Genomic DNA, 23,242 nt, shown 5'->3' on the forward strand with positions numbered 1-23,242 from the left:
TGTGTTGTTGCAGAACACCCCCCTGCCTATTTTCAGTGCATATACAATTGCAGGAGGACGATATGTCCCTCAGACCCACACTCGAAACCCGCCGCGCCAGCCCCGCTCTGGAGGGCGCAGGTGTCAAGCTCTACCGTGCTTTCGGATTTCAGGACCCGTCAGAACTGGACCCTTTCCTGCTGTTTGATGATTTCCGCAACGACAACCCTGCGGATTTCGAAAAAGGTTTTCCCTGGCATCCCCATCGCGGCATTGAAACCATCACCTACGTGCTGGAAGGCACCGTCGACCACGCGGATTCGCTGGGAAATGACGGCAGTCTGGGCGCAGGCGATGTGCAATGGATGACCGCAGGACGCGGAATTCTGCATCAGGAAATGCCCAAAGGGAATGCAGCGGGACAGATGCATGGCTTTCAGCTTTGGGGTAACCTGCCGTCAGATCAAAAGATGACCGCGCCGCGCTATCAGGACATCACCAGCGCCGATATTCCTGTGGTCACAGAGGATGACGGCACCCGCGTCAAAGTCATCACCGGTGAATTCTGGGGCAAGAAAGGTCCGGTTGACGGGATTGCCGCAGATCCGCAATACCTTGATGTCACCGTGCCCGCAGGGGTGAAAAAGACGTTCAGGATAGATACCTATCGGCGTGCCTTTGCCTATGTCTTTGGCGGTGCCGGTGCCTTTGCTGATGCGTCTCCCCCCGCCGGTGTTCTGCTTGAGAAAGAGATCGCGGGTGAAGAGGTCAACATCCGCGATATGTCCGGGGACCGCACCTTGATCCGCTTTGGCACTGGCGATGAGGTGACGGTGCAGGCCGGTCCCGAAGGTATCCGGTTTCTGCTGATCTCAGGTGCCCCCATCGATGAGCCGGTCGCGTGGCATGGGCCCATCGTGATGAACACCCGTGAAGAGCTTCAGACCGCGATGGCAGAGCTGCGCAATGGGACGTTTATCAAGCCTGCGCATTAACTGTAAGAAGGGGGCAGAAGTACATCTGCCCTCTTTGCCCTTTGTATGCATTAACCAATTCACCATTTAACCAACTGTTTACTTTCAACTTTCCGAAAATACGTGATCGCGCGATACATGTCCCACCACCGACGGGGGCCGGTGCACCGCTGATTTGTGCAAAGGAAAGTCACCATGATCCATACACTGCTGAAAGCTGCTGTTCTTGCCAGCCTCACTGCCCTGCCCGCCCATGCCGAAGAAAACTTGGGGATCATCGGCGGCACCTTGCGTCTTGGATATTCCAATCAGGAATTAGAGGGTGGCCATGTCAGCGGCACGGTGGATGTGGCGATCACCGAACACCACGGTCTGCAACTTGATCTGCAATACGAAGAACGCGCCAATGGCGGGGTCGGGCGTTTGGGTAGCACGCTTTATATGACACCGCGGGCGGGCCAGAAATACGGGCTGACCCTGATGGTCGCGGATAAAAACGATGTCTCGGCCACCTATGGGCAGATCGGCGCAGCCGGGATGTTTGCGGTAGCACAGGACGTCAATGTCGAACTGCGGGCGGCAGTGGGCATTTCCGCAGATAGCGATCTGGACTGGATCACAGCCGGTGGCGGTCTGCATTGGCAGCCCAGCACGAACACGCGGGTTTACGCCCGATATGACATTACCGAATTTGACGAACAGACCTTTGGCGCCACCGCACATGAGGCCATATTCGGCGTGCAAACCCGCTTGGCCAACAGCCCCGCCTCCCTGTTTGCCGAAGCCTCCCACGATTGGCTGAACGGGCGCAATCCGGCTGCGGGCAGCACAACATTGCGTGCAGGTGTCAGCATTGCCTTGGGCCGCACCGGCAACAACCAGCCGTCCTTTCATGTCTATGATCCAATGCGCCAGATTCTGCGGCGCAACCTGTTCTAGGTGCACACCCTGTTAGGCGCAGCCCCTCACGCGCCCACGGCTTTGCGCACCATGTCCCAATATTGCGCAACCACCTCATCCAGCGACAGCCGCCCGCCCTGCCGGAACCATGTGTTCACCCCGGTCAGCATCGCGATGATGGCAAGGGTGACGATTTTACTATCCGCCACCTCGAACACACCTGCCGCAGCCCCGTCGTGCAGGATCTGCTCCAACCGGTCCTCATAGCGGCGGCGCAGGGCCTCGATCTCGGCAAAGTTGGCCGGTTCAAGGTTGCGTAATTCCATATAGGCAATGAATACCTCGTCCGGGCGGTCAGCGTGGAACCGGATGTGAAAGGCAACAAATTCCTGTAGCTGCGCCAGGGGATCACCCTGTGCCGGAATCGCTGCGGCCAGTAGCCCCTCCAGATGCCCCCGCATGAGATCGAACAACAAGGATTGCTTGTCCGGCGTATAATTATACAGCGCACCGGCCTGCACCCCGACCTCTGCTGCAATGCTGCGCATCGACACAGCCGCATAGCCGCGTTGCGCAAACAGACGCAGGGCGGCCTGTCGAATTTTGGGGCCGGTGATTTCGGCGTGTGATCCTGTGGTGCGTGCCATGGGGCCAAATTAATGAACATCTGTTCAAAAGCAAAGCCCGCTTGCGCGGTCGCAGGCAGTGGTGCAAGTAAAGGGGATGAAACGCGCCCTATCCTTTTGCATGATTGCCGCCGCCGTGACCGGCTGCACCCAGTTCCCCGATCTGGATCATACCCAGACTGGCGCATTGGACGCGGCGGAATACCCCGCCTTGGTGCCGATAGAGCCGCTGTTGGCGCAGGCCAATACCGCTGGTGCCGATCCTGTGCAGACGCAGGACAATCTGGACAGCCGGCTGGCCGGTCTGCGGGCCCGGGCAAACGCCCTGCGCGGCACGGTTTTGACCGATGCAGAAAAGCGCCGGCTTGAAACCGGCCTGCGCTAACGGCAATATCTGTTTGGCCCCGGCGGGGGTTTGTCGCGTTGCATGGGCCGCGCGAAACCGTTACATCGCCACCCAACACCGATTTGAACCAATCTCCCTTTGAAAAGGACCATCTGCATGTCTGATGCCACGTCTGAACCCCTTCGCCTTGGTATTGCCGGTCTGGGCACTGTTGGTGTCGGCGTGGTGCGCATTATCCGGCAACAGGCCGCCCTGCTTGAAGCCCGTACCGGACGTAAGATCACCATTTCCGCCGTCTCTGCCCGCAGTAAAGGGCGCGACCGGGGCGTGTCGCTGGACAGCTACGCATGGGAGGATGACCCGGTTGCCCTGGCCACACGCGATGATGTGGATGTCTTTGTCGAATTGATGGGCGGCGAAGATGGCCCGGCCAAGGACGCCACCGAGGCCGCGTTGAAAGCCGGGAAAGATGTGGTCACCGCCAATAAGGCGATGCTAGCGATCCACGGTCAGACGCTCGCCGAACAGGCCGAAACCGAAGGGCTTGCCCTGCGGTATGAGGCAGCCGTGGCTGGCGGCATCCCGGTGATCAAGACACTGATGGAAGGAATGGCAGGCAATGAAATCACCCGTGTGATGGGGGTGATGAATGGCTCATGCAATTATATCCTGACGCGGATGGAGAATTCCGGCAAAACCTATCAGGAGATTTTTGCCGAGGCCGACGGGCTGGGCTACCTTGAAGCTGATCCGCAGCTGGATGTGGGCGGCATTGATGCGGCGCATAAGCTGGCGATTCTCTCGGCCATCGCTTTTGGCACCCGGGTTGATTTTGACGGCATCCAGCTGGAAGGCATCGAGCGCGTCAGCATCGAAGACATCCGTGCCGCCGCCGACATGGGATATAAGATCAAGCTGCTGGGTGTGGCGCAAAAGACCGGTCGTGGGTTGGAGCAACGCATGCAGCCCTGCCTTGTGCCCGATACCTCGCCACTGGCGCAGCTGGATGGCGGCACGAATATGGTGGTGCTGGAAGGTGACGCTGTGGGCCAGATCGTGCTGCGCGGTGCCGGTGCGGGCGAAGGCCCGACAGCCAGCGCTGTGATGGCAGATGTCTGTGACATTGCGCGCGGTTTGCGTGGTCCTGTCTTTGGCCAGCCTGCGAGCAACCTTGTAAATGCCACGGCGGCGCTGACCAAATTGCCCGCCGCCTATTATCTGCGTATGGAGCTGGTGGATAAACCCGGTGCCCTGGCCAAGATCGCCACGGTTCTGGGCGAAGCCGGGGTCAGCATCGACCGCATGCGGCAATATGCACATGAGGCAACTTCGGCCCCGGTGCTGATCGTCACCCATAAAACCACCCAGGCCGACATAGAGACTGCTCTTGCGGCAATGGACAGCACTGGTGTGATGGCAGGTGCCCCCGTGGCGCTGCGCATCGAAGAGGTTTAATCCCGCCGGTAGACCAGCGACATGCTTGCCTACGCCGGTCTTTTCGCGTCAGCGCTTATCGCCGCGACCATCCTGCCGATGCAGTCCGAGGCGGTGCTGGTCGCGCTGATCCTGCAAGGGGATCATCCGGTTGCCGCGTTGCTGATCGTGGCGACCCTTGGCAATGTTCTGGGTGCGGTTCTGAATTGGCTGCTTGGGCGGTTTCTGCTGCGGTTCAAGGACAAACGCTGGTTTCCCGCCTCGGCGGCGCAGCTCAGCCGTGCACAAGGCTGGTATCATCGCTATGGCCGCTGGTCCCTGCTGGGCAGTTGGCTTCCGGTGATCGGAGATCCCATCACCGTTGCTGCCGGTATCCTGCGCGAACCCTTGCCATCGTTCCTGCTCTTGGTCACGCTGGCCAAAGGATTTCGCTATCTGTTTCTGGCCCAGATCACATTGGCGTGGATTTGACAGGCTTGCCGTAATCCGCCCCGAGCGCTAGACGAGGGGCAACAAAACCCCATCAAGGACAGATATCCATGACCACCAAAGCTGATTTTCAAGACCGCATGTTATCTCTGGGCCTTGCCCGTGTGTCCGAAGCTGCCGCGCTTGCCTCGGCCAAGCTGGTGGGCAAAGGCGATGAAAAAGCGGCGGATCAGGCGGCGGTCAACGCGATGCGTGAACAGCTGAACCTGCTCGATATTGCCGGTGTTGTGGTCATCGGCGAAGGCGAACGTGATGAGGCCCCGATGCTGTTCATCGGTGAGGAAGTCGGCACTGGCGATGGCCCCGGTGTGGATATCGCGCTGGACCCACTGGAAGGCACCACGCTGACCGCCAAGGACATGCCAAATGCGCTGACCGTGATTGCCATGGGCCCGCGCGGCTCCATGCTGCATGCGCCAGACACCTATATGGACAAACTGGCGATCGGGCCGGGCTATCCTGTGGATGTGGTCACTTTGGACATGTCACCGGGTGAACGGGTCGAAGCGCTGGCCGCTGCCAAGGGCTGCGCTCCCTCAGACATCACCGTGTGTATTCTGGAGCGCCCGCGCCACGAAGAGATGATTGCAGAGGTCCGCGCCAAAGGGGCCGCGATCCGTCTGATCACTGATGGAGATGTGGCCGGGGTGATGCATTGTGCCGACCCTGACACTGGCATCGACATGTATATGGGTGCTGGCGGCGCACCCGAAGGGGTGCTGGCCGCAGCGGCGCTGAAATGCATGGGCGGGCAGATGTATACCCGTCTGCTGTTTCGCAACGACGATGAGCGGGCCCGTGCCACCAAGGCCGGGATCACCGATTTCGACCGCATCTACACCCGTGACGACATGGTTACCGAAGATGTGATTTTTGCCGCCACAGGTGTCACCGACGGCGCGCTGGTACCCGGTGTGAAACGGGAAATGGGATGGATGACAACCGAAACCCTGATCATGCGGTCCAAAACCGGATCGGTGCGGCGGATCAACTATCGCACACCGGTTGAAAGCGACTGAATGTGGCGTTTCGGGGCGTGAGGTTTGCGCCCCGATGCTGCGGCGGGATTGAGTTTAATTGGCAAGATGAAGCTGGGAGCGGCGCATGAGTTTTCTAGGCGTTGAGGCATCCCTGACGGGGCGGACATGGGTTGGCCCCGGTGTTGAAGTAGAACGGGCGGTAGAGTTGCTGGTGCAGCGCACCGCCCTGCCGCAAGCCGTCTGTCAGGTACTCGCGCGCCGTGGCGTTGCGCCGGAGGAAGCCGAAGGTTTTCTGGCACCTTCCCTGCGTGATCTGATGCCGGACCCGCGATCCCTGAAGGATATGGAAAAAGCCGCAACGCGGTTTTTGGCAGCGGTGGCCGCGCGGCAGAAAATCGCGGTTTTTGCAGACTATGACGTGGATGGCGGCAGTTCAGCGGCGCTGTTGCTGATCTGGCTGCGCGAGATGGGATGCGCCGCGACACTCTATGTGCCGGATCGGATTGATGAAGGCTATGGTCCCAACGAAGAGGCGATGGCGGCTTTGGCGGCAGATCATGATCTGATCGTCTGTGTTGATTGTGGCACGCTTTCGCATGGTCCTGTTGCCGCGGCCAAAGCGGCGGATATCATTGTGCTTGACCATCATTTGGGTGGCGAGACCCTGCCCGATGCGCTGGCGGTGGTGAACCCCAACCGGCAAGACGAAGACGGGGCATGCGGGCATCTTTGTGCTGCCGGTGTGGTGTTTTTGATGTTGGTGGAGGCCGGGCGGCAACTGCGCGAGGCCAAGCGCAAAGGGCCGGACCTGATGGCGCTGCTGGATCTGGTGGCCTTGGCAACGGTAGCAGATGTTGCCCCGCTGACCGGTGTAAACCGGGCCTTTGTGCGGCAAGGTCTGCGGGTAATGGCGCGACGCGAACGGGTTGGATTGACTGCATTGGCCGATGTGGCCCGGATGGAGACCGCACCTACCGCCTATCACCTTGGTTTTCTTTTGGGGCCGCGGATCAATGCCGGTGGGCGCATCGGACAGGCAGATCTGGGCGCAAGGTTGCTGGCCTCAAACGACCCGCATGAAACGGCGGCTTTGGCGGAACGGCTGGATCAGTTGAACACCGAACGCCGTGATGTGGAGGCCAATGTGCGCGCCGCAGCCATGGCACAGGCCGAAGAACGTGGGTTTGACGCGCCATTGGTTTGGGCGGCAGGTCCCGGCTGGCATCCCGGTGTGGTAGGGATTGTTGCATCACGCTTGAAAGAAGCCTCTAACCGCCCGTCGATTGTCATCGGCGTCGAGAATGGAATCGGCAAAGGCTCGGGCCGGTCGGTCTCGGGGATCGACCTCGGCGCGCCGATCCAGCGTCTGGCGGCCGAGGGGCTGTTGATCAAGGGCGGCGGGCATAAGATGGCCGCAGGGCTGACCGTTGCAGAGGATAAGATCGAAGCGGCGATGGCGCGCCTGTCCGAGCTGATGGCAAAACAGGGGGCCCATCTGGGCGGCCCCGCAGATCTGAAAGTTACCGGCTTGCTGATGCCCGGTGCCGCCACGGTGGAGCTGACCGAGATGGTCGAACAGGCCGGCCCCTTCGGAGCGGCCGCCCCTGCCCCACGTTTTGTCTTCGCCGATATGCAGATTCTGTTTGCCAAACGGGTCGGTGACACCCACCTCAAGATCAGTTTTGGTGATGGCCTGGGCGGCAAGCTGGAGGCCATCGCCTTTGGCGCTTATGACACCCCGCTTGGCCCCGCGCTTGAAGCCCATGGCGGTGCGCGTTTCCATCTTGCAGGCCGTTTGGACATCAACGATTGGCGTGGCCGCCGGTCGGTTCAACTGCGCCTCGAAGACGCTGCCCCGGCGTAATGCATTTTTTCTCAAACAGGTGTGAATTTTCTCTTGCGCGTCCTGCGCACAAACCTTAGTGAAGCCCTCACAAGATGTTGGCCCGTTCGTCTATCGGTTAGGACGCCAGGTTTTCAACCTGGAAAGAGGGGTTCGATTCCCCTACGGGCTGCCATCTTGTTGATCCTCCCCTTAGATAGATGTATCACGCGGCGGCCCTGTCGCCTGCACCGGATCTGCATTGCAGTTGCGACCTGAGAGCTGTTTCAATAGCCTTTGCTCCACTGACACCCAACCGTATTGGATTGAATATGAAAGCCGCCCGTCGCCCGTTGTTTTGGTATGGCCTCGCCATGTGGATTCTGTCGGCCGTGATTTCGACATTGCTAATCCAGCTGGGCGCGTTGATCATGTCGGATGTGCCAACCGCAGGCAAACGGATCGCCAAAGACGATTTTGTCAACACGGCCAAGCTTGACACCGCTGCCTCTGCCATTGCGCAAAACGAGACACTGCTTGATCGCAAAAGCGGCGAAATCGAAGATGCCCGGTTTATGCTGCGCTCGCGCGAACTGGATTACGCTAATCAGCGTGCAAGTTTCGAGAACTGGGTGAAAACACGTTCTGCTACCGGTTCAAACAGCCAGAACGCCGAGGTGATCGAACGCGCCCAAGCCATTGAACTGCTGAAACTGGAAGAGCGTAAAGCCGCGCGTCAGGTCGAAGATTTGCAGCAGGAGGTGGTCACGATCAACCGCAGCCTGAAAGACCTGCGCGGCCAGCGCACAGCAATCCTTGCCGCAGCAAATGCCCCGTTTCAAAAGGCACAACGACGCGAGGTGCTTAAGGTATTCCTTTTCCGCCTGGCCCTGACCCTGCCCTTGCTGTTGATTGCTGGCTGGCTCGCCATGAAGAAACGCCAATCAACCTATTGGCCAGTCTACCGAGGGTTCATCATCTTTGCCCTGTTTGCCTTTTTTGTCGAACTGGTGCCCTATCTGCCGTCTTATGGCGGCTATGTCCGCTATATCGTTGGCATTCTTCTGGCTTTACTGCTGGCGCATTTCTCGACCAGAGGCATGGCGCGTTATTTGCAGAAAAAGCAGAACGAGGAAAACCGCCCCGAGACGGAGAAGCGCAAGGCCATCGCCTATGAGACCGCGATCAAAAAGATTTCGGAGTGCATCTGTCCCAGTTGCGACCGCCCATTCGGTGCGCCCAAAAACCGTAAGTCAGTCAACGATGCAGAGACCAAAGTGGATTTCTGCGTGCATTGCGGATTTTGCCTGTTCAACTCTTGTGAAAACTGCGGGCAGCGCGAGAATTCCTTTTACAAATTCTGCGGGTCCTGCGGCGTGCCATCGGGCACACCGGCCACAAATCCCCAAGGCTGACGTTACGTAGCGAAATATTACGTCGAAAGCCATTCCCGTAAAGACGTCTGGCACAATCACTGGTATGAAAAAACAGTGTTTGTAGGAGGCAAAAGCAGTGGTGGATAAGGCCGGTTTTTTTTTGGAGACCTCAAAAGAGCTGCGCCGCCTGTTTGACAAAGCTTTTGTTTCCCAAAACCTTAAGGCGGGCGAGACCCTGTTTGAACAGGATGAACATGACGACCGGCTTTTCGTCTTGGACAAAGGGCTGCTTGAGGTCAGTGTCTATTCTGCAAATGGGCGAAAACATGCCCTGAACCTGCTGCGGCCCGAAAGCATTTTTGGCGAAATTGCCATGTTCGACCCCGGCCCGCGCACCGCCCGGATTGAAGCGGTCGAAGATTGCCAGCTGCGCTATATCCGTCAGGCCGCCCTGATTGCCGAAATCGCAAGAGAACCCCATCTGGCAGCGGAATTGTTAAGCCTTGCAGGAAAACGCATGCGCTGGATGAGCCGGCAAATGGAAGAGCAGGTGTTTCTGCCCCCCGCGCCCCGGCTGGCTGCAAAGGTGCTGTATCTGGCGGGGGATGACAATGAAATTGAGATGTCTCAGGCCCAGCTGGCCGATTACGTGGGCGTCACCCGCGAAGTGGTTTCAAAGATCCTCTCCGAATGGCGTCGCGAAGGCATTGTGCAGCTGTCACGCGGGCGTATCAACCTTTGCGATGCCGCAGCACTTGAGAAGATTAAAAACGTCGATCCGACCTAAATAGTTAACCTTGTGTGAACAGGTTCGCAGAACAGCATGCTCTTTCGTGGCATGTTCGTTTCACGGTCCGCAAGGGCCGCACGATTGAAACGGGGAGGACAGGATGACGACGGCCAGTGCGACGCGGAATACATCTTTTATAGTTTGGATGCTGTCCGGTGTTGCAAAGCCTGCGAAGTTTTTCAGCACGCTTGATGTTCTGGTGCCGTCACATGGGTTTCTGACCATGGATCGCACAAGACTGGTTCTTGTCGACCTGCCCCAAAATGAATTCAGACGCGCGCCGGCAAACGCTACTTCACCGCCATCGCGCCGATAGAACGGAATGCTCGTCGGGTCATGGCACGGCCCGGTCCTGAAAGACCGACTTTTTACCGGTCACCTGATCTTTCAGGAAACCAGACCCGGCGTTTCGGGTCAGCCTGCCCAGCACTACGGGTAGGTCAAAGGGTTCGAGCGCGAAATTAATGCGCTGCCTGTCGTGTTTAACCTTGTTGCAAGGTGTTCACGGCTTCCGCGAAATGGACAGTTCCTGTCCGGCTTGCGGCGGGAACGATGAAGTCGGCGGGTATAGGTACGCTGTCTTCACCGTAAAGTCCGCATCTTCAGATGTGGCTTGAAATTCCGGGGCTGCGCGTCGCAATTCTTGTGGCAAATCAGCAGCTTCGGGGGCGAAATTGTGTCGCCGCCATTCGCAACTGCCTTTTTGTCAGGCCTTTGCGGTTCCGCCGGGGGGTATTTAATATCAACTTGTGGAGGGTGCGGTAGTTGTTGCGTGTATTTGGTGCGTTGCGACTGCCGCGAATCCCTATGCCTCAGCACCCGTCCAAATTTCAGCGATTTTCAAAGCTCATGCACCCAGGGCGGGTTTGCCCCTGCACGCGAAACGGTCACTGCAGCGACACGCGCACCATAGGCCAGCGCCCCCGCCAGATCCTGCGCTGACATCTGCCCTAATGCCGCCTTGTCCAGACGCTTGCTCTGCTGCAAATGCGCCAACACGCCCGCATTGAACGTGTCGCCAGCCCCCACCGTATCCACCACAGTTGCCCGCTTTGCCGACACATGGGCAACCGCCCCATCACATAGGGCCATCGCCCCTTCGGAACCACGGGTGATGATCACGAACCGTGCTCCTTTGGCCTGCAACACTGCCGCCTGATCTTCCAATGATCCCGCACCGCCGGTGATCCACGCCAGATCCTCGTCCGATACTTTAACAATATCCGCCTGCCCCAACATCCGATCCAGACGCGCACGATAAGCCGCTGCATCGGTGATAAAGGAGGGGCGAATGTTAGGGTCGATCATCACCGGATATTGACCCGCAGCTTTGGCACAAAGGTCACTGTAAGCATCAGCCGCCGGGAGGCTGACAAGGCTGATCCCGCCAAAATACAGCGCGCTGGTGCTGTCCGGCAGGTCGGGCAAATCCTTGGGCGTGATACTGCGCCCGGCGGATCCTTCGTCGTAAAACGCATAGGTCGCATGGCCATCAACCAGATGCACAATGGCCAGCGTTGTCAAATGGCTGGAGCGGATCAACAGACCCGTATCAACGGTGTTGGCCGACAAGGTCTCTGCCAGTTTCTGACCGAAGGCATCCTGCGAAACACCACTGATCATCCCGGCAGGAACGCCCAGACGCCCCAAAGCGACCGCGGTGTTGAAAATGGCCCCTCCGGTATGGGGCACAAAGCCGGTGCCGCCCTTCGGCAGTTGCACCGGGATCATATCCATCAAGGCTTCACCGCAGCAGATGATCATGCCCTGCCCCTACCCCTGAACGTAGCGCGTCAACGCCGCCTCTACGCCATCGCTGTGCAACAGCGACAACCAGCTGCAAAAGGCATCCGCAAAGGGCTTCGCTTCTGCCAGATCACCGTAAATATGGCGCATCTCCAACCATGCTGCCGGATCGGATTTTGCCTGCAATGCGACTTGTTGCAGGTCATCCCATGCTGGATCATTGGGGGCCACCACGCTGCCATCTTCGCGCTGCCCGGTGCAATAGCGCGCCCAAAGCGCCGAAACCAAGGCCAGCCCGGAGACCGGCGCACCGGCGGCCAGCCCCTCGCGTACCGAGGGCAGAAGAAAACCGGCATGGCGGCTGGAGCCATCAAAGGCCACGCGCCGGGTGGTGTCCTTGATTTCAGGGTTTGCAAACCGGCTGGCGACAAGATCAAGATAGGCCAAAGGCGTGATCCCGGGCACCGCTGCCACATGCGGGGCAATCTCGTCGCGCGCAACCTTATCCAACAGCGCACGGATCAACGGATGGGCCATGGCACCCGAAATCGTTTCGATCCCCAGAATCTCGGCAGGGTCCGCGATGATCTGATGGCCACCATTCAGCACCCGCAGCTTCATCACCTCATAGTCATGCACCGCACTTGATATCGTCGCACCGGCCTCCTCCCAAGGCGGGCGGCCAGCACAAAAATCATCTTCGATCACCCATTGGCGAAAATTCTCATGGGTAACCGGCGCGGCATCATCAATGCCAAAGCTGCGGGCTAGGGCAATCTCTGAAGGGCCGGTTGCAGGCACGATGCAATCCACCATAGCATTTGGAAAGCTGCACTGCGCCGCGATCCAATCGGCCAGATCAGGGTCCGACATCCGCGCCAAAGACACCAATGTCTGGCGCAGCACATCCCCGTTGCCTTGCAGATTGTCGCAGCTTTGCCCGGTGAAAGGCCCCCGTTTCGCATCCCGGCGCAAACGCAGGGCCGCGATCATCGCGCCAAAGGCGGTGCGCGGTGTCTCGGGGTGAGCGGCGTCATGCTGGATGTCTTCGTGATCCGCGTCAAACCCGCCGGTGGCCGGATCAACGTAATAACCGCCCTCGGTCACGGTCAGCGACACAATGCGAATGGCAGGGTCCGCCATCTGTGCAATCAATGCCGCATTACCTTCCTGCACTGGCAGAAAGTCGATCATCGCGCCGCTTACCTCTGCCGATTTGCCGGAGGGGTCCAGCTCAATCAACGTTGTCAAACAATCCTGCGCCAGCAAGCGATCTCTCTGGGCACTGTCGGCTGCGCGCACACCGGCACCGATGATCGCCCAATCCAGTGCTTTGCCCTGCTGCATCAAACGATGCAGATACCAAGCCTGATGGGCACGGTGAAAATTGCCCAGCCCGATATGCACGATCCCCGCTGTCAGCTTGCTGCGGTCGTAGGTTGGCCGCGCGATCCCGTCAGGCAGCTCTGCCAAAGTTGCATTGCCAAGCGCCGTCAGGCCCAGATTTTGTCCACCGTCTGCCATCAGCTCATCCATTGACCGCCGTCCACATTATAACATTGGGCGACGACATAGGCCGCCTCCTCGCTTGCCAGAAACACCGCCATGCCGGTCAGGTCTTCGGGCTGCCCCATTCGCCCGAAAGGCACTGCTGCCGCGACCTCGGCTTTCTTTTGGCCAGGTGCCTTGCCTTCATGTTTGGCAAAAAACGCATCCACCCCGTCCCAATGTTCACCGTCCACCACCCCTGGCGCGATGGCGTTCACGTTGATGCCATGCTTGATCAGGTCCAATCCCGCCGATTGAGTCAGGCTGATCACTGCCGCCTTGGTGGCGCAATAGACCGCAACCAGCGGCTCGCCGCGCCTGCCCGCCTGACTGGCCATATTGATGATGTTACCTTTGACGTCTGCATCGATCATATGCTTTGCAACCGCCTGCAGGGTGAACAGCGTGCCTGCAACATTGATGTCGAACACCCGGGTATAGTCAGCACGGTCAATCTCGATGATCGGTGCCGCCGTGAAGAGCGCGGCATTGTTGATCAGAATGTCGATCTGCCCAAAAGCCTGCACTGTTTGCGCAACGGCAGCGTCGATGCTGCGCGGGTCGGTCACGTCCATTTCAACGGCAACAGCATTATCACCAATGTCGGCAGCGGCCGCGCGTGCAAGATCGATGTTGATATCCCCGATCGCCACACGCGCGCCTTCAGCCACATAGGCCTTGGCAAAGCTTAGCCCGATGCCCCGCGCGGCCCCTGTGATCAACGCGGTTTTTCCGTCCAGTCGTCTCATGCGATGCGTAGCCCGTCTGCGCCAAAGCGGTGGATCACGTCGTCGCGCGGCGTCAGATGCACCCGGTCGCCGTATTTGAAGCCAACCTCGCCATCTGCTCGCACCGTGATGGTTTCGGCCAGACCCGTATCGTGGATATGGAAAAACGTATCTGAACCAAGATGTTCCGAGACGCCAACTGTCCCGCTCCACGGTCCCTCACTGGCTGAAATTTCGATATGTTCGGGCCGCACGCCAATGGTATGGCAACCGTATTTTTCGGCCTCAGCCCCATCAATCAGGTTCATCTTGGGCGACCCGATAAAGCCAGCAACGAACAGGTTGCGCGGTTCACGATAAAGCTCAAGCGGGCTGCCGACCTGTTCAATGTTACCCGCACGCAGCACCACGATCTTATCCGCCATGGTCATCGCCTCAACCTGATCATGGGTCACATAGATCATGGTGGTGGCGAGTTTCTTGTGCAGTTCGGAAATCTCCATCCGCATGCCGACACGCAGAGCCGCATCAAGGTTGGACAGCGGTTCGTCGAACAGGAACGCGGAAGGTTCACGCACAATTGCACGGCCAATGGCAACCCGCTGGCGTTGACCGCCGGACAGTTGGCCGGGCTTGCGGTCGATGTAATCCGCAAGGTTCAACACAGAGGCGGCATTGTCGACGCGGCGGTCGATCTCGACCTGATCCATCTTGGCCATCTTCAGCGGAAAGGCGATGTTCTTGCGCACCGACATATGCGGGTAAAGCGCATAAGACTGAAACACCATTGCGAGACCGCGTTTGGCCGGGGGTAATTGCGTGGCATCATTGCCATCAATGCGGATCTGCCCGCTGGTAGTATCTTCAAGCCCCGCAATCAGACGCAGCAGCGTAGATTTACCGCAGCCCGAGGGGCCGACGAAGACGGTGAATTCCCCGTCTTCGATTGTGAGGTCCAGTGGCGGAATGACTTCGGTTTCGCCAAAAGATTTCGTGACTTTGTCGAGTGTAATACGTCCCATATCGAATGTCCTTATTTCACCGCGCCAAAGGTCAGGCCGCGTACAAGTTGTTTCTGGCTGAACCAGCCAAGGATGAGGATTGGCGCAATAGCCATGGTGCTGGCCGCGCTTAGTTTCGCGTAAAACAGGCCTTCGGGGCTGGAATAGCTGGCGATAAACGCCGTCAGCGGTGCCGCCTTGGCCGCTGTGAGGTTAAGCGTCCAGAAGGCTTCGTTCCATGCGAGGATGAAGTTCAACAACATGGTCGAGGCAATGCCGGGAATGGCCATGGGGGTCAGGATATAGATGATCTCTGATTTCAGCGTGGCCCCATCCATACGGGCCGCTTCGAGGATCTCACCGGGAATTTCCTTGAAGTAGGTATAAAGCATCCAGACAATGATCGGCAGGTTGATCAGCATCAGCACGATCACAAGGCCGGTGCGGGTATCCAACAGACCGAATTTGATAAAGATCAGGTACATCGGGTAAAGTACCCCAACCGCTGGCAGCATCTTGGTCGACAGCATCCACAGCAGGATATCTTTGGTGCGGTGCGACGGCACAAAGGCCATTGACCATGCAGCAGGCACCGCCACGATCACACCCAGCAGGGTGGAGCCGCCCGCGATAATAATCGAATTCCACAGAAACCGGCCATAGTTGGAACGTTCCATCACTGCGGCATAGTTTTCCAGCGTCCAGTCAAAGAACAGAAACACCGGTGGGTCGGAAATCGCCTGCGCTTCGGTTTTGAAGCTGGTGATGATGGTCCAGAGGATCGGGAAAAAGATCAGCAGACCAATCGCCCATGCAAAGGTGGTATTGATCGCTTTGCGTTGTGGTGTGACGGAACGTGCCATTATGCGGTCCTCGTATTTTTGAAGCGGGACAGAAGCGAAGGGCGGGGCTGGCGCAGCCGGAAGGCTGGCACCAAGGGTGTGACAGGATCAGGCATCGAGGTTCTTCCCCACAATGCGCATCAGGAAGATCGCGACGATATTGGCAAGGATGATCGCATAGACACCGCCTGCGGACCCCAGACCGACATTCTGGCTTTCCAGCACCCGCTGGAAGATCAGATAGGTCAGCGTCTTGGTACCAAAGGCCCCGCCAGTGGTCACAAAGATCTCTGCAAAGATCGACAACAGGAAGATGGTCTGGATCAGGATCACAATGGTGATCGCCCGGCTCAGGTGCGGCAGCACGATGAACCAGAAGCGTTTCAGATGCGGTGCGCCATCCATTTCAGCAGCTTCCAACTGCTCGCCGTCCAGCGACTGGATCGCGGTCAGCAGGATCAGCGTGGCGAAAGGCAGCCATTGCCAGCTGACAATCAGAATGATCGAGGGCAGCGAGGCTTCTGACATCCAGGACACCGGCTCCGCACCGAAGAATTTCCAAAGATGCGCAAACAGCCCGTTGTTGGGGTCCATAAAGATGTTCTTCCAAACCAGCGCGGAAACGGTGGGCATCACGAAGAATGGGGCAATGACCAGGATGCGCACGACCCCCTGCCCCCACATTGGTTGATCCAGCAGCATCGCCAGCAGGATGCCAAGACAGACGGTGATCACCAGAACGGAGCCAACAATCAGCAGCGTGGTCAAAACCGAAGGCCAAAAGGCGCTGGAGCTGACGAAACGAATGTAGTTGTCAAAACCAGCCCATCCCAGATCCCCACCGCGCAGCGGCAGATATTTCCGGAACGAGAACCAGAGAGTCATTGTAAGCGGCACCAGCATCCAGCCAAGGAGCAGGATCACTGCAGGTGCCATCATTGCGCGGGCCGCTGATCTGGATGCTTTGGTCGCCATTGGAGTCACCTTTCTCGGGGACGGGCCAGCCATCAGGGCGGTGGGCCGTCAGAGATTTCGGATTATGAATGAAATGGTGGGGGTGTGAAGGGCGGCTGCACCGGGCCGCCGCCCTTCAGTACGCGTGAACTCGTTACAAGTTACACAGGTACGGTCTTATTTGTAGCCAGCGGCTTCCATGGCGTCGTTCGTCAACGCCTGTGCCTTGGCCAAAGCCTCTTCAACGGTCTGCTGACCGGCATAAGCAGCAGAGAACTCCTGGCTAACGTCAGTGGCGATGCCGGCAAACTCGGGGATCGCTGCAAATTGCACACCAACATAAGGGCTTTCTTCAACAGTAGAGTTGTTCGGATCAGCTGACAGGATCGAGTCCAGTGTCATCTGTGCGAAAGGCACTTTCTGGTACTCTGGGTTCTCGTACAGGGATGTACGCGCACCCGGAGGGACATTTGCCCAGCCTTCGTTGGCCGCAACCAATTCGATGTAGCCAGTACCGGTGGCCCATTCGATGAACTCTTTCGCAGCGGCTTCTTTCTGGGTGCCCGCAGGAATGGCCAGCGCCCATGCCCAGAGCCAGTTGGAGCGTTTGCCCAGACCATTGTCCGGTGCCAAGGCGAAACCAACATGATCTGCAACGGTGGAGTCTTTGCCCGTCACGAAGGACGCCGCAACCGTTGCGTCAATCCACATGCCACATTTGCCCTGGTTGAACAGGGACAGGTTTTCGTTAAACCCGTTTGTCGCATAACCGGCAGGACCGGATGCATCCATCATGTCCTTGAAGAAGTTGACCGTGTTGGCCCATGCTTCGGTGTCAAACTGCGGGTTCCAGTCCATGTCGAACCAGCGCGCGCCGAAAGAGTTGGACATCGCTGTGATGAAGGCACCGCCCTCGCCCCAGCCGGCCTTGCCGCGCAGGCAGATACCGTTGATTTCCTTTTCGCGATCAGTCATCGCAGCCGCCGCATCACGGATGAATTCCCATGTTGGGGCTTTTGGCATTTCCATGCCAGCAGCTTCCATCAGGTCTGTACGATACATAACCATGGAAGACTCACCGTAGAAAGGTGATGCATAAAGCGTGCCATCATATGACAGGCCACCGGACATGGCAGGCAGGATATCTGCAGCGTTATAGTCTGCGGACAGGTCATCCAGCGGGATCAACCAGCCGTTTTTGCCCCAGATTGGCGTTTCATACATGCCGATTGTCATGATGTCGAAGGATCCACCCTTGGTGGTGATGTCCGTGGTGACGCGCTGGCGCAGCACGTTTTCTTCCAAGGTTACCCACTCCACCTCGTGGCCGGTCTTCTCTGTGAAGTCAGCGGTCAGACCCTGCATGCGGATCATATCGCCGTTGTTCACGGTCGCGATTGTAAGCGTTTCGGCAAATGCGCCACTTGCAGTGATCAGCGATACCGCTGTCGCCGCACCAAGTGCGTTTCTCAAAGACATCCGAATCCTCCCTAAAGTTAGATGTTATGTGCCGTTAGGTTAGTCAAAAACAAAGCGCGCCGTCAAATAAAAATTTACGCGCGGAAAGTTTCTCGTATCGAAATTCCGCAGATAGCCACCTGAAATGCCCCCTATCCTGCTGTGAACAATAAATTAAACACGACATCCGCAAAGCTGCATTTCATAAAAGAAATTCGGTTGAATAGGCATAGGAGCCGGTGTTTTAGCCTCAAGGTCCGGCCGCGACCTGCTGCAAACAAGGAAACCAGAGGGCCGCACACCGGGTCATCAAGAAGATCTGCCCCGGGGTGTTCAGCGCCATATCTTCACGCACGGACAAGAGGAAACTACCGACCCTGAGGTTAACAAACCGTTAAGGTGAACTCATGACACAGGTTTGTTGGCAAGGCCGGCATTAGGCGGATTGCCGCATGATCAGCTTGCCTTCATAGAGCACGGTTTCATGCGGACGGGTCTGTTCACCGGATTCGACCACATCAAACAAAGTCCGAACGGCGCGGCGCGACACTGCTTCATAATCCTGTGCAATGGTGGTCAATGACGGACAGGTAAACCTGGAAAATGGGTGATCGTCCTGCCCCGCAACCCGCAGATCACTGCCAGCCTCACGCCCTACCCGCAGGCCTTTCTCATAACAGGCGGCCAATAGTCCGATGGCAAGCCGGTCATTGCTGCACAATATCGTATTGGTCGCAAAGCCCCCTGCCTCCAATGTCTGAATGCCCCCGGCACGGCCGATTTCCTCAAACGACCACCCCTGCCCGTCCACCTTTACGATTGACGGCTCAAACCCCAGCTTTGCCATCGCATCAAGATAACCCTGACGGCGCTTGTTGGCGTTTGGGTTGGCCGGGTCTTTCATTTCAAAGAAACAAGGCGGCTCGCCCGTGCGGCTGAGGTATTCCACCATGACCATTGAAAATTGTGGATTGTCCGACCCGATAAAGGCAAGGCCGACGTCCGGCAGGTTGCTGTCAAACAGAACAGTTGGCACATCATCGCAGAACGCGGCCACCGCGCTGCTGTCCGAAATTCGTCCCAAGGGGGCAATCAGCGCCCCTGCGGGTTTCAGCGCGCGCAGGTTTTCCAATATCTCGATTTCTAACGCGGGATCCCCGTGCGAACTGTACAATGTCGGGCTATATCCCGCATCAATGCACCGCTGCTCGATGTTGCGGGCAATTTCGGCAAAAAACGGATCTGCCAGATAGGGCACCAGAATGCCGACATTCTTGGTCAGCTTGCGGTTCTGGTTCATCGCGAAGATGTTGGGCCGATAGTCGTATTTCTCCAGCGCGGCTTCGATCCGTGCACGGGTGGTTGCCCGCACAGAGCTGGGATCGTGAAAATATTTGGAGACCGTGGGGCGTGACAATCCGCTGATCGAGGCGAATTCTTCCATGTTCCTGATCTTCGTGTGTTCCATCGTGCAGCACCTTCTTGAGGGCACATTAAGATACGGTCAATAAAACTTTACAACAAGATTTCAAAATTGTCGCGCGGAAATTTAGATACGTGAAAAATTACACCTAACTGATTCTATTTTGCGCCCCTGGCCTGCACTTGCATGGCCGAAATGAGGCAATAGGCTGCTCCCGTATGACGAGAAATTTAGGCAGTAAAGCAGCGCTTTTGTAAACAATCACATGATTGTTAGGTCAATGTTGTCAAAACCTGCTAGAAACAGACTGTTTCCCCGGCTTTTCATCAAATGCGGCGAAAATGAGTTATAGATGCGTTGAGAATATTGCGTCTGTTTATACCGGTCCCGGATCCGACAATACCACGTTGTACATTTTGACGTTGTTGTGTCACCAAAAAGGCCCGGGTCGCTGTAAGAATTGGATGGTTTTGGCGCTTTGCGTTAACCTTTCCCCTTCCCAGCACATCAGTAGAGCAGTATGCGGGCATCTGGAGGATGTCTGGTTTAACAAGTGAGTATTTGACCCTGGGGGGTTGGAATGAAAGACAATGTAACGAATTCTGCCGATTTTGGCATGTTTCCATTTGCCAATGGAACGGCTTTTGCTGACTCTGCCGTGGTTCGCCGCAGCCCGGTCTGGGATGCAGCATTGGCGGCCAAGCCCGGCCCGGTCTACCTGTATCGCCACCTTGGCAAACGTGTCATGGATGTGTTGTTTGTTTTGCTGACGCTGCCCTTTTCCCTGCCGATCATCGCCCTGTCGGCGCTGGCTCTCTGGGTGAGCGGCGGCAATCCTTTTTATACGCAGGAGCGTCTGGGTTCAGCGGGCAAGCGGTTCTCGATCCTGAAGCTGCGCACCATGGTGCCGAATGCAGATCAGGTTCTTGAAGAATATCTTGCCAAAGACCCTGAAATGCGGCGCGAATGGGACGAGATCCAGAAGCTGCGCAATGATCCGCGCATCACGCCTCTGGGCCATCTGCTGCGCAAAACCTCAATGGACGAGCTGCCCCAGCTGCTTAACGTCCTGATTGGCGACATGAGCCTTGTCGGCCCGCGCCCAATGATGCCCGAGCAGTTGGAAATGTATGGTGATGCGACCCATTACAACGCTGTGAAGCCCGGCATTACCGGCCTGTGGCAGGTCTCGGCGCGCAACAGTGAACGTTTTACCTATCGCAACGAAGTAGACAGCGCCTATGAGCGGTCCCTGACACTGAAACTGGATCTGACCATCCTTTTCAAAACCATTGGCGTGGTTTTGCGCCCGACGGGTCACTAAGTATGGGACATGATGTTGAGATGGCACAAGAAGGTGTAAACAGGTCTTATGGCCAAACCTCCGAAGGAGACAGAAATGCGTGATTTACATACCGCAGAGGATCTCCACGCTGAAATGTTGGACACGCCAGTCGTAATGTCGAAAGCCGGCATGCGCCACAGCATCCGTCCACGTCGGGCGCTGGTGAATGACAATGGCGACAAAACCGATGCGCGCATCGTGCCCGCAACGGTCAAATCACATGTCCAAACCGCTTTGGCCCCCGCATCACCCAAAAGCTATGCACCTGACACCAACCTGCCCCGCTGGCACGAGCTGGATCAGGTTGATCCCGGCACCAGCCGCAAGGATAACACCGCCTTGCCCGTAGTTGATGCGGCCCGCGACAGCGCTTCTGTGCGCGCCTTTGACCAGCTGCGCACAAGGCTGCGCCAAATCACCCAGGAACACGGCTGGACCAATATCGGGATCACCACCCCGACGTCGGGCTGTGGCAATACATTCACCGCGATGAACCTCGCGCTTAGCCTGTCACGGGTAAAGGGTTCGCGCACGGTGCTGATGGATTTCAACCTGCGCCGCCCCGGCATCGCCAAGGCGTTTGACATCACCCCACGCGGCTCCATGCGGGATTTTCTGATGGGTCATGCGCCCATCGGCGATCACATGGTCAAGGTCAGCGACACTTTGGCTTTGGGGCTGAACAATAGCGCGGACGCTGAAGCGGCTGAAACCCTTCAGTCAGCCGAGACCGCCCATACCATGGAACGCATGCGCGCCGCGCTGCAGCCGGAAATTGTTCTTTACGATCTGCCTGCAATGCTGACCCATGATGATGTCTCTGCCTTTCTGCCACAGCTTGACGGTGTGCTGCTGGTTTCGGATGGCACCCAGACAATGGGCCGCGAACTGATGGAATGCGAACGTCTGCTGAACAATCAAGTGCCCCTGCTGGGCGTCGTCTTGAACCGGGCACGCGCAGACTCCATCCCGCGCTATTCCTAAAATCAGGGCTTACTCATACCCCAATCAGGCGGCCTTTTTCCCTTGGCCGCCTTTTTTGCCCCTCATCTTCTGATTGTTTTTGCCCTATTCTGGACAGAATGTTCTGATTAATGGGACTATCTTCGGGTGCATCACGCATTTGTTGATGAAACAAAACTGGGATAGATAGAGACTGATGGGACCGATCTTTTCAATGGCCGACTTTCTGGACATGCTGCGCCGTCGCGTGGGTGTGATCTCGGCTGTGATCATCGCGGGTTGTTTCGGATCGCTGATCTGGGCCGTCCTCACGCCCCATACCTATGTATCTTCCGAAGTTTTGCAGATTGAACAGCCACAGATCTCTGATGAGCTGGCCCGCTCCACCGTCGAAAGCTCTGCGGCACGGCGGCTGCAACTGATCGAACAACAGCTGATGGCCCATGACAATCTGGTAAAGGTCATTGAACAATTCGGCCTTTATGGCGACGCCAGCAGGCCCGGCATGTCCGACAAGGTTGACCTGTTGCGTCAGGCTGTCACCATCACCGGTGTTGCGGCAGTACGTGAAGGGTTTTCCGATGATGGGGCCATTGCGGTTCTGACCATCACCGCCGCAATGGATTCGCCCGAAACTGCGCAGGCCATCGCCCATCTGTTTGCCGATCAGACCCGCGCCCTTGCAACCTCGCAGCGCCAGCTGCAAACCCGTGAAACCCTTGCTTTCTTTGAAGAGCAGGAAAAAACCGTGCAGGCAGAAATTGCGGCATTGGACACTGCTTTGGCAGAGTTTCGCAGCGCCAATGACATTTCCATCGAAGGTTCGCTTGATTTCAGCCGCTCAGAACTGGGCAGCCTGAATGACGCGTTGCTGACGCTGGATCGCGAAATCATCTCAGCGCAGCTTGCCCTTGAAAACATTGACCGCAGCGGCAACACCCGCGCCGCAACCGTGCAGCGCGAGGAAGAAGAACTTGGCCGCCTGCTGGACAGTCTGAACACCCAGCGCCAGCTTTTGCTGGACCGCCGCGCCGCCCTGAGCGCCAGCATCGAAACCCGGCCAGAGGTGGAACGGACTCTGGCCGAATTTGAACGGCGCACAACGCAACTGCGCGAGCGTCTAAGCGATATTGCAACCCGTCGCAGCGAAGCCGAGGTTGGATTTACGCTGGAAAACGCGGCGCGCGGCGAGCGGTTTATCACCCTGGAAGAAGCCCGTGTGCCGGAATACCCGGTCAGCATGAGCCGCAAAAAACGCCTTCTGTTGGGTGTGGCCGCGTCCGCAGTGCTGGGTTTGGTGCTGGCATTCCTGCTGGAACTGCGCCGCCCTGTGATCCGCACCGCACGGCAGATGCAGCGTGAAACAGGATTGCTACCGGTGGTTTCGATCCCCGAAACGCGTAATCCGAAAAAGCGCAAAGGCATCGCCAAGCTTTGGCAGGACCGCAGCGAGGCCGGTTTGCAAGGGCGTGCCGCACGACAGGCCCGCCATCCCGCAAGCCGATAGGCGGAAACCTA

21 protein-coding genes and 1 tRNA gene are annotated in these 23,242 nt (G+C 57.7%); 13 read left to right on the top strand and 9 right to left on the bottom strand.

The window, feature by feature from the left end; all coding sequences use genetic code 11:
* Positions 1-62: 62 nt before the first annotated feature.
* Both QQL78_RS09680 and QQL78_RS09685 read left to right on the top strand, forming a co-directional pair.
* A complete protein-coding gene (locus QQL78_RS09680) occupies positions 63-974 on the top strand; it encodes a pirin family protein (protein WP_284372909.1) in 912 nt (303 codons plus the stop codon).
* Between the two features lie 174 nt (positions 975-1,148).
* On the top strand, positions 1,149-1,892 hold the full coding sequence (locus QQL78_RS09685) for a porin family protein (RefSeq protein WP_284372911.1): 744 nt from the start codon (positions 1,149-1,151) through the stop codon (positions 1,890-1,892).
* Between the two features lie 26 nt (positions 1,893-1,918).
* Here QQL78_RS09685 and QQL78_RS09690 read toward each other — a convergent pair whose 3' ends face one another.
* Positions 1,919-2,500 carry a TetR/AcrR family transcriptional regulator gene (locus QQL78_RS09690; protein ID WP_284372913.1) on the bottom strand — a complete coding sequence of 194 codons (582 nt, stop codon included), beginning with the start codon at positions 2,498-2,500 and terminating at the stop codon, positions 1,919-1,921.
* A 76-nt stretch (positions 2,501-2,576) separates the two neighbouring features.
* On the opposite strand from QQL78_RS09690, the gene QQL78_RS09695 reads away from it, so the two are divergent.
* The 8 genes from QQL78_RS09695 (at position 2,577) to QQL78_RS09730 (ending at position 9,713) form a co-directional block, all read left to right on the top strand.
* Positions 2,577-2,864, top strand: coding sequence for a hypothetical protein (locus tag QQL78_RS09695; RefSeq protein WP_284372914.1), 288 nt, complete (start codon positions 2,577-2,579; stop codon positions 2,862-2,864).
* A 117-nt stretch (positions 2,865-2,981) separates the two neighbouring features.
* Positions 2,982-4,280 carry a homoserine dehydrogenase gene (locus QQL78_RS09700; RefSeq protein ID WP_284372916.1) on the top strand — a complete coding sequence of 433 codons (1,299 nt, stop codon included), beginning with the start codon at positions 2,982-2,984 and terminating at the stop codon, positions 4,278-4,280.
* 21 nt (positions 4,281-4,301) lie between these two features.
* Complete coding sequence (locus tag QQL78_RS09705) at positions 4,302-4,730, top strand: YqaA family protein (protein ID WP_284372918.1); 429 nt, start codon at positions 4,302-4,304, stop codon at positions 4,728-4,730.
* A gap of 68 nt (positions 4,731-4,798) precedes the next feature.
* Positions 4,799-5,767 carry a class II fructose-bisphosphatase gene (glpX, locus tag QQL78_RS09710; RefSeq protein ID WP_284372921.1) on the top strand — a complete coding sequence of 323 codons (969 nt, stop codon included), beginning with the start codon at positions 4,799-4,801 and terminating at the stop codon, positions 5,765-5,767.
* An 85-nt stretch (positions 5,768-5,852) separates the two neighbouring features.
* On the top strand, positions 5,853-7,592 hold the full coding sequence (gene recJ, locus QQL78_RS09715; protein WP_284372923.1) for a single-stranded-DNA-specific exonuclease RecJ: 1,740 nt from the start codon (positions 5,853-5,855) through the stop codon (positions 7,590-7,592).
* A gap of 79 nt (positions 7,593-7,671) precedes the next feature.
* Positions 7,672-7,746 (top strand) — tRNA-Glu (locus tag QQL78_RS09720).
* A gap of 136 nt (positions 7,747-7,882) precedes the next feature.
* The gene (locus tag QQL78_RS09725; RefSeq protein WP_284372925.1) at positions 7,883-8,965 is read left to right on the top strand and encodes a zinc ribbon domain-containing protein; all 1,083 of its coding nucleotides are present in this window, start codon (positions 7,883-7,885) and stop codon (positions 8,963-8,965) included.
* A gap of 121 nt (positions 8,966-9,086) precedes the next feature.
* Positions 9,087-9,713, top strand: coding sequence for a Crp/Fnr family transcriptional regulator (locus QQL78_RS09730; RefSeq protein ID WP_284372927.1), 627 nt, complete (start codon positions 9,087-9,089; stop codon positions 9,711-9,713).
* An 843-nt stretch (positions 9,714-10,556) separates the two neighbouring features.
* Here the strand turns inward: QQL78_RS09730 and QQL78_RS09735 are convergent.
* From QQL78_RS09735 to QQL78_RS09770, 8 genes are all read right to left on the bottom strand, one after another.
* On the bottom strand, positions 10,557-11,480 hold the full coding sequence (locus QQL78_RS09735; protein ID WP_284372928.1) for a carbohydrate kinase family protein: 924 nt from the start codon (positions 11,478-11,480) through the stop codon (positions 10,557-10,559).
* A 9-nt stretch (positions 11,481-11,489) separates the two neighbouring features.
* Complete coding sequence (locus tag QQL78_RS09740; RefSeq protein ID WP_284372930.1) at positions 11,490-12,986, bottom strand: mannitol dehydrogenase family protein; 1,497 nt, start codon at positions 12,984-12,986, stop codon at positions 11,490-11,492.
* Positions 12,986-13,759, bottom strand: a complete 774-nt coding sequence (locus QQL78_RS09745; RefSeq protein ID WP_284372932.1) for an L-iditol 2-dehydrogenase — start codon at positions 13,757-13,759, stop codon at positions 12,986-12,988. The genes QQL78_RS09740 and QQL78_RS09745 overlap by 1 nt, the downstream gene beginning before the upstream one ends.
* Positions 13,756-14,760 (bottom strand): ABC transporter ATP-binding protein, encoded by a 1,005-nt coding sequence (locus tag QQL78_RS09750; protein WP_284372933.1) that lies wholly within the window; start codon positions 14,758-14,760, stop codon positions 13,756-13,758. Before QQL78_RS09750 ends, QQL78_RS09745 begins: the two co-directional genes overlap by 4 nt.
* Positions 14,761-14,771: 11 nt before the next feature.
* Complete coding sequence (locus QQL78_RS09755; protein WP_284372935.1) at positions 14,772-15,602, bottom strand: carbohydrate ABC transporter permease; 831 nt, start codon at positions 15,600-15,602, stop codon at positions 14,772-14,774.
* A gap of 87 nt (positions 15,603-15,689) precedes the next feature.
* Positions 15,690-16,556, bottom strand: a complete 867-nt coding sequence (locus QQL78_RS09760) for a carbohydrate ABC transporter permease (RefSeq protein ID WP_284372937.1) — start codon at positions 16,554-16,556, stop codon at positions 15,690-15,692.
* Positions 16,557-16,712: 156 nt separating this feature from the next.
* Positions 16,713-18,014, bottom strand: a complete 1,302-nt coding sequence (locus tag QQL78_RS09765; RefSeq protein WP_284372939.1) for an ABC transporter substrate-binding protein — start codon at positions 18,012-18,014, stop codon at positions 16,713-16,715.
* Between the two features lie 415 nt (positions 18,015-18,429).
* Entirely contained in the window at positions 18,430-19,461 is a 1,032-nt protein-coding gene (locus QQL78_RS09770) for a LacI family DNA-binding transcriptional regulator (RefSeq protein ID WP_284372940.1), read from the bottom strand.
* A gap of 535 nt (positions 19,462-19,996) precedes the next feature.
* Here QQL78_RS09770 and QQL78_RS09775 point away from each other — a divergent pair.
* The 3 genes from QQL78_RS09775 (at position 19,997) to QQL78_RS09785 (ending at position 23,231) form a co-directional block, all read left to right on the top strand.
* Positions 19,997-20,740, top strand: coding sequence for a sugar transferase (locus QQL78_RS09775; RefSeq protein ID WP_284372942.1), 744 nt, complete (start codon positions 19,997-19,999; stop codon positions 20,738-20,740).
* 75 nt (positions 20,741-20,815) lie between these two features.
* On the top strand, positions 20,816-21,745 hold the full coding sequence (locus QQL78_RS09780) for a CpsD/CapB family tyrosine-protein kinase (RefSeq protein ID WP_284372944.1): 930 nt from the start codon (positions 20,816-20,818) through the stop codon (positions 21,743-21,745).
* A gap of 175 nt (positions 21,746-21,920) precedes the next feature.
* Positions 21,921-23,231 carry a GumC family protein gene (locus tag QQL78_RS09785; RefSeq protein WP_284372946.1) on the top strand — a complete coding sequence of 437 codons (1,311 nt, stop codon included), beginning with the start codon at positions 21,921-21,923 and terminating at the stop codon, positions 23,229-23,231.
* Positions 23,232-23,242: the final 11 nt, after the last annotated feature.

The organism is Sulfitobacter pacificus (assembly GCF_030159975.1).
GTDB classification, from domain to species: domain Bacteria; phylum Pseudomonadota; class Alphaproteobacteria; order Rhodobacterales; family Rhodobacteraceae; genus Sulfitobacter; species Sulfitobacter pacificus.

Excerpts from the sequence above, each read along its gene's own strand:
- QQL78_RS09760 (WP_284372937.1), bottom strand. The coding sequence starts at position 16,556 with ATGGCGACCAAAGCATCCAGATCAGCGGCCCGCGCAATGATGGCACCT.
- QQL78_RS09685 (WP_284372911.1), top strand. The coding sequence starts at position 1,149 with ATGATCCATACACTGCTGAAAGCTGCTGTTCTTGCCAGCCTCACTGCC.
- QQL78_RS09745 (WP_284372932.1), bottom strand. The coding sequence starts at position 13,759 with ATGAGACGACTGGACGGAAAAACCGCGTTGATCACAGGGGCCGCGCGG.
- QQL78_RS09705 (WP_284372918.1), top strand. The coding sequence starts at position 4,302 with ATGCTTGCCTACGCCGGTCTTTTCGCGTCAGCGCTTATCGCCGCGACC.
- QQL78_RS09735 (WP_284372928.1), bottom strand. The coding sequence starts at position 11,480 with ATGATCATCTGCTGCGGTGAAGCCTTGATGGATATGATCCCGGTGCAA.
- QQL78_RS09740 (WP_284372930.1), bottom strand. The coding sequence starts at position 12,986 with ATGGCAGACGGTGGACAAAATCTGGGCCTGACGGCGCTTGGCAATGCA.
- glpX (WP_284372921.1), top strand. The coding sequence starts at position 4,799 with ATGACCACCAAAGCTGATTTTCAAGACCGCATGTTATCTCTGGGCCTT.
- QQL78_RS09725 (WP_284372925.1), top strand. The coding sequence starts at position 7,883 with ATGAAAGCCGCCCGTCGCCCGTTGTTTTGGTATGGCCTCGCCATGTGG.
- QQL78_RS09755 (WP_284372935.1), bottom strand. The coding sequence starts at position 15,602 with ATGGCACGTTCCGTCACACCACAACGCAAAGCGATCAATACCACCTTT.
- QQL78_RS09700 (WP_284372916.1), top strand. The coding sequence starts at position 2,982 with ATGTCTGATGCCACGTCTGAACCCCTTCGCCTTGGTATTGCCGGTCTG.
- QQL78_RS09750 (WP_284372933.1), bottom strand. The coding sequence starts at position 14,760 with ATGGGACGTATTACACTCGACAAAGTCACGAAATCTTTTGGCGAAACC.
- QQL78_RS09690 (WP_284372913.1), bottom strand. The coding sequence starts at position 2,500 with ATGGCACGCACCACAGGATCACACGCCGAAATCACCGGCCCCAAAATT.
- QQL78_RS09785 (WP_284372946.1), top strand. The coding sequence starts at position 21,921 with ATGGGACCGATCTTTTCAATGGCCGACTTTCTGGACATGCTGCGCCGT.
- QQL78_RS09780 (WP_284372944.1), top strand. The coding sequence starts at position 20,816 with ATGCGTGATTTACATACCGCAGAGGATCTCCACGCTGAAATGTTGGAC.
- QQL78_RS09680 (WP_284372909.1), top strand. The coding sequence starts at position 63 with ATGTCCCTCAGACCCACACTCGAAACCCGCCGCGCCAGCCCCGCTCTG.
- recJ (WP_284372923.1), top strand. The coding sequence starts at position 5,853 with ATGAGTTTTCTAGGCGTTGAGGCATCCCTGACGGGGCGGACATGGGTT.
- QQL78_RS09765 (WP_284372939.1), bottom strand. The coding sequence starts at position 18,014 with ATGTCTTTGAGAAACGCACTTGGTGCGGCGACAGCGGTATCGCTGATC.
- QQL78_RS09775 (WP_284372942.1), top strand. The coding sequence starts at position 19,997 with ATGAAAGACAATGTAACGAATTCTGCCGATTTTGGCATGTTTCCATTT.
- QQL78_RS09770 (WP_284372940.1), bottom strand. The coding sequence starts at position 19,461 with ATGGAACACACGAAGATCAGGAACATGGAAGAATTCGCCTCGATCAGC.
- QQL78_RS09695 (WP_284372914.1), top strand. The coding sequence starts at position 2,577 with ATGAAACGCGCCCTATCCTTTTGCATGATTGCCGCCGCCGTGACCGGC.